Origin of the sequence: Bradyrhizobium sp. (assembly GCF_035273305.1) — a bacterium.
Classification (GTDB): domain Bacteria; phylum Pseudomonadota; class Alphaproteobacteria; order Rhizobiales; family Xanthobacteraceae; genus Bradyrhizobium.
The window spans coordinates 1-8779 of the sequence record NZ_DATEPI010000004.1 but is presented as its reverse complement, the minus strand read 5'-3'; the positions used below and the strand labels follow the sequence as shown (position 1 = coordinate 8779).

At 61.0% G+C, this 8779-nt stretch carries 7 protein-coding genes; 4 read left to right on the top strand and 3 right to left on the bottom strand.

Translation table 11 applies throughout. From position 1 onward, the window contains the following. The coding region (locus VJV58_RS00440) for a TonB-dependent receptor (protein ID WP_324135336.1) at nt 1–1084 on the top strand (1084 nt) is incomplete at its 5' end. A gap of 55 nt (nt 1085–1139) precedes the next feature. Here the strand turns inward: VJV58_RS00440 and VJV58_RS00435 are convergent. Beyond that, nucleotides 1140–2543, bottom strand: a complete 1404-nt coding sequence (locus tag VJV58_RS00435; protein ID WP_324135335.1) for an MFS transporter — start codon at nt 2541–2543, stop codon at nt 1140–1142. Between the two features lie 65 nt (nt 2544–2608). Between VJV58_RS00435 and VJV58_RS00430 the strand changes: the two genes are divergently transcribed. Both VJV58_RS00430 and VJV58_RS00425 read left to right on the top strand, forming a co-directional pair. Next, nucleotides 2609–3589, top strand: a complete 981-nt coding sequence (locus VJV58_RS00430) for an ABC transporter substrate-binding protein (RefSeq protein ID WP_324135334.1) — start codon at nt 2609–2611, stop codon at nt 3587–3589. A 185-nt stretch (nt 3590–3774) separates the two neighbouring features. After that, complete coding sequence (locus VJV58_RS00425; protein ID WP_324135332.1) at nt 3775–4785, top strand: SH3 domain-containing protein; 1011 nt, start codon at nt 3775–3777, stop codon at nt 4783–4785. A 73-nt stretch (nt 4786–4858) separates the two neighbouring features. Here the strand turns inward: VJV58_RS00425 and VJV58_RS00420 are convergent, their stop codons facing one another. Beyond that, nucleotides 4859–5176 carry a hypothetical protein gene (locus VJV58_RS00420; RefSeq protein WP_324135331.1) on the bottom strand — a complete coding sequence of 106 codons (318 nt, stop codon included), beginning with the start codon at nt 5174–5176 and terminating at the stop codon, nt 4859–4861. 182 nt (nt 5177–5358) lie between these two features. Between VJV58_RS00420 and VJV58_RS00415 the strand changes: the two genes are divergently transcribed. Further along, nucleotides 5359–5544, top strand: coding sequence for a hypothetical protein (locus VJV58_RS00415; RefSeq protein ID WP_324135330.1), 186 nt, complete (start codon nt 5359–5361; stop codon nt 5542–5544). A 267-nt stretch (nt 5545–5811) separates the two neighbouring features. Here the strand turns inward: VJV58_RS00415 and VJV58_RS00410 are convergent. Next, nucleotides 5812–8779: vitamin B12-dependent ribonucleotide reductase (locus tag VJV58_RS00410; protein ID WP_324135329.1), on the bottom strand; the 2968-nt coding region annotated here is incomplete at its 5' end.

Below are 8779 nucleotides of genomic sequence, written 5' to 3'. Positions count from 1 at the left end.
AAGCGGCACCTTCCTGGGCCAGTCAGGCGTCCCCATCGCGATCGGTCCGGTATCGCTTCGCACCGAGAACAAGTATCAGGGGCTCTATGCGCTCGACACATTCAACGTGACCGACGCCTTCGCAGTCACGGCGGGTGGGCGGTACAATGCAGCTCGCCTTACGCTGGAGGATCAACTCGGCACCTCATTGAACGGCGATCATACCTTCGATCGATTTAATCCGCTGATCGGTGGCACCTACAAGATTACGTCTGAACTGACCGCCTATGCCGGTTACTCAGAAGCGAACCGTGTGCCGACCCCGCTCGAACTCGGTTGCGCCGATCCAAACAATCCCTGCCTGATCGCGGCGTTCCTCGTCTCCGATCCGGACCTGAAGCAGGTGGTGTCCAGGACTGTGGAGGGGGGCTTTCGCGGCACAAGGGAATTGAACATCGGCTCGTTGGGCTGGAAGATCGGTGGTTTCCGCGCCACCAACAGCGACGACATTCTCGCCGTTCCGAGTCTTCTGCAGGGCTTTGGTTTTTTCCAGAATGTCGGCTCCACGCGACGGCAGGGTATCGAGGCCGAGGTCACCCTGAAGTCAAGCGCCCTTCAATTGCATGCGAGCTACGCCTTCGTGGATGCACGCTTTCTTGACGCGGTGAAAGTCGGCTCCAACAGCCCGGCCGGCGTGGCAAATGGCGGCGTTATTCAAGTGCTGCCAGGCGACCAGATCCCGGCGGTGCCACGTCATCGGATCAAGGCCGGCATCGAATATGCCGTCAACGATGCCTGGAAGGTCGGCGGTGATGCGCTCTTTGTCAGCAGCCAGTTTTTTGTCGGTGACGAAGCTAATCTCGAGGCCAAATTGCCGGCCTACGCGGTGTTCAATCTGCACACCTCCTATCAGGTCAACAAGACCGTCCAGCTCTACGGCCGCGTCGACAACGTCTTCGACAATCGATATGCGACGCACGGCACTTTCTTCGATACCACTGCTTTGCCGAACTTTGCCAATGGCGGTAACGCTTTCACCGACCCGCGCTCGGTGGGCCCCGCGAGACCGCGCGCGTATTATGCGGGCATGAGGGTGACATTCTAAAACTTTGTCCCGGACTGAAGCAGCCTAAGCCAGCGCTTGAGCCATGAACCTGTGCTCACTCCGCCGGCGCCGCCTCGGCGAAAGCGACACCTTTGGCCTCGGTTCCCACGGCCGTCAGTGCCGCGATGATGATCGCCACAATCCCGGCGACAAGCGCGAGCGCGAGGCCATAATTGCCGCCGAAATGCGTGGCGATGCCGGCCTGAAGCGTCGCATTCACCGAGGCAAAAAGATTGCCCAGTTGGTAGACGAAACCAGGAAACGTCCCGCGCGCCGTATCGGGCGACAGTTCGTTCAGGTGCACCGGCACGATGCCCCAGGCGCCCTGGACAAAGAACTGCATCAGGAACGCGCCAGCAGCGAGCAGCACTGGACTGCCGGAGAATGCCCATAGCGGGATGATCGGCAGGCTCAGAAGCGTCGATATCACGATACACTTGCGGCGGCCGAAGCGCTCCGACAGCGCGCCAAAAAAAATGCCGCCGCAGATCGCGCCGATATTGTAGATAACCGCGATGATGCCCACGGCATGCGGAGACAGTTTGTGTTCGAGCTGGAGGAATGTCGGATAAAGGTCCTGAGTGCCGTGACTGAAGAAGTTGAAAGCCGTCATCAAAATCACCGCGTAGATTCCGAGACGCCAGTGCGATTTCAGTACTGTCCAGGTGCTGCCGCGTTCGACCGCCGCCTGCCTGCTCCAGCTTGGTGACTCCGGCACGGTGCGGCGGATGTAGAGGACGAGCAGGGCCGGGATGACGCCGACCATGAACATTCCGCGCCAGCCGATGTATTGGAACAACACGCCGTAAACGATCGATGCCAGGAAGTAGCCGGTTGGATAGCCCGACTGCAGCAAGCCTGAAACGAAGCCGCGCGCATGCGGCGGAATGCTTTCCATCGTCAGCGACGCGCCGACACCCCATTCGCCGCCCATCGCCACGCCATAGAGCGCGCGCAGGATCAACAGCACGGTGAGATTTGGCGCAAAACCGGAAGCAAATTCGAGAGCCGAATACAGGACGATGTCCACCATCAAGGTCGGACGACGGCCGAAGCGGTCGGCCGCCCGGCCAAACACGAACGCCCCGATCGGCCGCATCGCTAAAGTCAAAAGAATGGCAAATGTGACATCGGCGATATCGGTGTGGAATTCCGCGGCGATGTCCTTGAGCACGAACACCAGAAGGAAAAAGTCGAAGGCGTCGAGCGTCCATCCCAGGAAGCTCGCCGCCACCACGTGTTTTTGCGCGGTCGTCCACCCGGAAAGCGCGGGAATGACCGGGAACGCGCGCGATTGTGACAGATCAGGATTTGCCAACGGCTGCAACCCAATGCGACAGAACAGATAACGCCTGATCGCAGCGTTGTTCCCGTAGGCGGCAAGGCTCGGCTGAGTATTCGATGCAGCTGCATTGCGAACCGCCATCCGACCGCGATCGCTGGACTTGCTAGACGGCATTTCTAACTCGCCACCTCTTCGCAAAGTGATAGTCTCTGCAAAGCACAAAGCCTTTTGAGGGGCGCATGGAACGGCGCGAGTTCATCATGCTTGCGGGCGCGGCTGTGGCATGGCCGCTTGCGGCCTCAGCGCAGCCATCGCCGATGCCGGTGATTGGGTTTCTGAGTACGCGATCGGCAAAGGACACGGGCAAGTTAGTCAGCGCGTTCGCAAAGGGATTGGAAGAGGTAGGCTTTTCCGAAGGCAAGAGTGTTTCGATCGACTACCGTTTCGCGGATGGAAGGTTAGATCGGCTCAGCGAATTGGCGGCAGCTCTGGTTCGCCGGCCGGTAACGGTGCTGGTGACTTCGGGCGGCACGACTTCGGCGGTCGCGGCAAAAGCTGCAACCTCCAGCATTCCCGTCGTCTTTGTGATTGGCGGCGACCCGGTGGCATTAGGCCTGGCGGCGAGCCTTTCGCATCCCGGCGGCAACGCGACGGGATTCACGATTATTTCCGGAGACCTGGCGCCGAAACGGCTTGGCTTGCTGCGCGAACTCGTTCCGAACGCAAAGAGGTTCGCGACACTGACAAATCCCAACACGCCGGACGGACGAGGCCAGTCGGCGGATGTGCACGCCGCGGCCAAGGCCCTCGGTCTTGAAATTCGATTTCTCGAAGCGGGGGATGAACCGGGCATCGAAAAAGCGTTCGCGATAATTGCGAAGGAGAAACCCGATGCGTTGCTGGTCGGCAGCGATCCGCTTTTCGATGTGCACCGCGACAAGCTCATTGCGCTGGTTGCCGCCGCAGCCATTCCGGCAATCTACCAGTTTCGCGACTACACGACCGCCGGCGGCCTGATGAGCTATGATCCGGACATTCTGGACGCATATCGACAGATCGGCGTTTACGCCGGCAAAGTGCTGAAGGGCGCGTCGCCGGCTGATCTACCGATTCAGCAACCGACAAAATTCCATCTGGTCATCAATCTGAAGACGGCGAGTTCGCTCGGCCTTGAGATCCCGGCGAACCTGCTCGCGCGCGCCGACGAAGTGATTGAATAGGGACTCGCGAGCTCGAAGAATGTCCGCCGCTACGCACAAAACGCGTTAGCGCACGTCTGGCGCACACACCGGAACAGGTTGGATGTCAGCGCGCACCGAAAAAAGCCGAAAGTAGGGGTGTCCCGACGGCGACGGACCGGAACCGCCGTTGCGATCCGGCGTTCATGCGAGAGGAGGACTCCATCATGAAACTGCGAGGAATTTTGATTGCAGCGTTGCTGCTAATAGTGCCCACCGCTGCGATGGCGGCGAGGGGAATTGTCACGGATACGGTGAGCCTGAGGGCGGGCCCGGGCGTCGGATTCCCGGTTGTCGACAGAATTCCTGGCGGCGCCCACGTCAACATTCACGGATGCCTCAGGGGCGATGCGTGGTGCGACATAAGCTGGGCGGGCGACCGCGGCTGGGTTTCGTCCGAGTATCTTCAATACTTCTACCGAAGCCGATACGTTTATCTGCCTGACTATGTCGACGTAATCGATGTTCCGGTCGTGCCCTTCGTTCTTGGCACCTATTGGGCCAACTATTACGCCGGGCGGCCGTTCTTTCACCGGCGAGCCCACTGGGCGAGTTATTGGAGATCGCACGCGCGCATCGCCGAGCAACCTGTGCGTGGCGGCGCGATCGCGCGCACCAGAGGCGGTGAAGAAAGGTTTGGCCGCGTGGACCGCGAGCAACGCGGGTTCCGCGAAAACCGCGCGTTCCGTGAAAACATGGAACGTGGACGAACGGCGCGCATCAACGAGCGTGGCGCATTTGAACGCCGCGGCATGGGCATAAGTGAGCGCCGTGGTCTGGGCGTAAGTGAGCGTCGTGGCCTAGGCGTGAATGAACGTCGTGGCTTGGGCGTAAATGAGCGCCGTGGCGTCGCCGCCGGCATGCGGCAGCCCGTTGCCGGGCCGCAGGGACGTATCGAGGGTCGGCAGTTCGGCCGCGCCGGCCAAGCCCCGATCCAGGCTCGAGGTGGCGAACCGCGTGCCATCGGCCGTCCAGTCGCCGGGCCAGGCGCTGGACCTCGTACTGTCGGTCAGGCCGGTGGTGGAGCGTCGTTCCATTCCCAGGCACAAATGGGCGCACCGCGGGCCCCGGCCGCTGCGCCCCGTGCGATGGGCGGTGGAGCGCCTCACATGGCCGCGCCTGGCGGCGGTGGCGGAATGGCAGGTCCCCGCGGCGGCGGCCACGGCCGTCCGCAGTGAAGACGCTGAATGAACAAGACCTACTGAGCGCGAAACCCGGCTGAAAAGCCGGGTTTCTTTTTTGCGTTAGTTCTCATCGCGTTTGGTGATCCGAGCTTCGCGTCGCGGATTTGCTGGAGGGCTGCGTTGGGCTCCCGAGTTCACGGCATGGAAGCTGGATCCATGTTCCATCGGCGGTGCGCTGTTGGGCGCTGCAAGGCGATGACGTCGTTTGTTCGCCGGTCTTCTGAACGTCGAAGTTTTTAGCCAGCGCCGGAGTCGTCAGCGAGGCCAAGACGGCCATTGAGCCGGCGAAGATTGCGTGTTTGATCCGCATAGGCTCTCCTTTCTTGAACCGGCTGATTTCGTAGAAGAGATTATGACGATTTTTGGCCGCGATGATTGCCGCCATCAGGGTTGCTTAACATTCTCAAAACGGTGACTGCCGAAGGGGACCCGAACGTGGTTCGCGCGTCGCATCGAATGGGCGCGCGCGCATCGAACGAGGGGCTTGGTTAAACGTTGAGTGTGTTCGGAAGGGGCCGCAGCGCACTTCCCGTGCGGTTCCGGACGGGCGGAACATGGGAGAGCCACATGATATCCGAGATGCAGATTCACACTATCGCGCGACAGATGATCGAGAAGCACGGCTTCGAAGCGATTGCCCAGGCGGCGAAGAATGCGGTGGCTTGCGAGGGCAGGGGAGATACCGAGGAAGCCAGAGAATGGCGTCACATCGAAGACGCCATGAAGATCATGCGCGGACCGCATCATAGTTGATGCGTCGCTCTGACGGCTTCTTCAATACCAATTTAGAGGCAGGTCGCGGTAGTCGGCGAGATTTCATTTCGCCGTTCATCGTGTAGGCGGCATGCTCCTCATGCCGCGTGGCGTTGCATATCCGGCGACAAGCCCGCAATAGAGATGTCTTCGTCGAAGTTTTCCCAGTGCGGGCCTAAGCGGCAAAGGTACCGCAAGCCTTTGAAACGGAACACGACAGGCACGAATGCCCCCCGAGCAGCGGCTTGCTTTCTAAATCACGCTACCTCACGAACACCCCGTCGTTGATCCGCAGGTGTCGCACTTCATGCAGGTGCCGTTGCGCACCAAGGTGAAGTTGCCGCACTCGCTGCACATCTCGCCTTCGTATCCCTTGGCCTTGGCTTCTGCCCGGCGTTCGGCCTTCGAGGGAGCGGCTTGCTGCGCCGATCCTGCCGTGCTCCACTGCATCGCCTCGAGCTTTTCAGTCGGTGACAGATCGTGCTGGGCTTCGTGTTTCAGCGCGACCGCGCCTTCGAGCGCATCGCCGGCGCGGGCAGTCGCGCCGTGTGCGGACATTGTCGTGACGTTGCCGGAAGCGCGGGCGTCGGCCTGCGGCTCACTGCCGCCGCGCATCACCACGAGATTGTCAGTGCGCGAGCGGGTCAGTCCCTTCGACAGGTACTTGTTGCTCGCGTCCGGCTGCTTGCCTTCCTCGACGCCTCGGCCCATCGCGTCGAAGTTGGATTCGGACGGATCAACATGGGCGAGGTCGAACCGGCTCATGTAGCTGACCGCGAGTTCGCGGAACACATAGTCCAGGATCGAGGTCGCATATTTGATGCTGTCGTTACCCTGCACCGGGCCGGCGGGCTCGAACCGGGTGAACGTGAACGCGTCAACATATTCCTCCAGAGGCACGCCATATTGCAGACCGAGCGACACCGCGATCGCGAAGTTGTTGATGAAGGAGCGCAGCGCCGCCCCTTCCTTGTGCATGTCGATGAAGATCTCGCCGAGCCGGCCGTCATCATATTCGCCGGTGCGGAGGTAAACCTTGTGCCCGCCGACTACGGCTTTCTGGGTGTAGCCCTTGCGGCGATCCGGCATCTTCTCGCGCTCGCGCATCACGACGATGCGCTCGACGAGCCGTTCGACTACTTTCTCGGAAAGCTGGGCGGTGCGCGCGGCCATCGGCTTCTCCATGAACGCCTCGATCCCGTCGTCTTCCTCGTCGTCCTCGCTGATGAGCTGCGAGTTCAGCGGCTGGGACAGTTTGGAGCCATCGCGGTAGAGCGCGTTGGCTTTCAGCGCTAGCTTCCAGGAGAGGAGGTAAGCAGCTTTGCAATCCTCTACCGTGGCGTCGTTGGGCATATTGATGGTTTTGCTGATCGCGCCTGAAATGAACGGCTGCGATGCCGCCATCATGCGGATGTGGCTCTCGACTGAGAGATAGCGCTTGCCGACCTTGCCGCAGGGGTTGGCGCAATCGAACACGCTGTAGTGCTCGGCTTTCAAATGCGGCGCGCCTTCCACCGTCATCGCGCCGCAGATGTGAACGTTGGCGGCCTCGATCTCGCGCTTGCTGAAGCCGATCGCCGACAGCAGGTCGAAATTCGGCGCTGCTATCGCTTCCGGACCGAGGTTGAGGGTCTCGCGAAGGAAGTCCTCGCCGAAGGTCCATTTGTTGAAGGCGAATTTGATGTCGAACGCGGTCGGCAGCGCCGCTTCGACCTTTGCGAGAGCTTCATCGGTGAAGCCCTTCGCCTTCAAGGTCGAGACGTTAATGGCGGGGGCATTCGAAAGCGAGCCGTGGCCGACGGCATAAGCCTCGATCTCGGCAATATCGCTTTCGCGGTAGCCGAGCGCGCGCAATGCCTCGGGCACGGCGCGGTTGATGATCTTGAAATAGCCGCCGCCGGCGAGCTTCTTGAATTTCACCAGTGCGAAATCCGGCTCGATGCCGGTGGTATCGCAATCCATCACCAACCCGATGGTGCCGGTCGGCGCCACCACTGTGGTCTGCGCGTTGCGGTAGCCGTTGATCTCGCCGAGTTCGAGCGCTTTATCCCACGCAGCCTTGGCATGCTGGATGATGTCCGTCTGCTTGCAGAAGGCGTGATCGAGCGGCACCGGATTGACCGCCAGGGCCTCATAGCCACGGCTTTCGCCATGCGCGGCCCGGCGATGATTGCGGATCACCCGCAGCATGTGGGCGGCGTTCTTCTTGTAGCCGGGAAAGGGGCCGAGTTCTTTCGCCATCTCGGCTGAGGTGGCGTAGGCGGTCCCGGTCATGATCGCGGACAGCGCGCCGCATAGGGCGCGGCCTTCTTTTGAATCGTAGGACAGGCCCATGGTCATCAGCAGGCCGCCGATGTTGGCAAAGCCCAATCCCAGCGTGCGGAATTCGTAGGACAATTCGGCGATCGCCTTGGAGGGGAACTGCGCCATCATCACCGAGATTTCGAGCACGATGGTCCACAACCGGCAGAGATGCTCGTAGGCATCCACATCGAACAGCTTGGTGGTGGTGTTGTAGAACGTGATCAGGTTGGCCGACGCCAGGTTGCAGGCGGTATCGTCCAGGAACATGTATTCCGAGCATGGATTGGAAGCGCGGATCTCGCCGGACGCCTTGCAGGTGTGCCAATCGTTCATGGTGGTGTTGAAGTGCAGACCGGGATCGGCGCTGGCCCATGCGGCGTGGCCGATCTTCTCCCACAAATCGCGCGCCTTCAGCGTTTTGGTGACCTTCTTGTTGGTGCGGCCAATCAGGTTCCAGTCGCCATCGGTCTCCACCGCGCGCAGGAAATCATCCTTCAGCGATACCGAATTGTTGGAGTTCTGGCCGGAGACCGTGAGATAGGCCTCCGAGTCCCAGTCGGTGTCATAGATCGGGAAGTCGATCTCCTTGTAGCCTTGCCGCGCGAACTGGATCACCCGCTTGATCATGCCGTCGGTCACCATGGCGCGGCGGGCAAGCTTGATCTCGCGGCGGAGCGCCGGGTTTTTTTCGGGATCGAAGCAGTCGTCGCCGGAGCCTTCGCAGTTCACGCAAGCCTTCAGCACCGCTTTGAGGTGGCGCTGGTTGAGCTTGGAGCCGGTCACGAGTGCTGCGACCTTTTGCTCCTCCTTCACCTTCCAGTCGATATAGGTCTCGATGTCCGGATGGTCGGCGTCGACCACGACCATCTTGGCGGCGCGGCGCGTGGTGCCGCCCGACTTGATGGCGCCGGCCGCGCGGTCGCCGATCTTC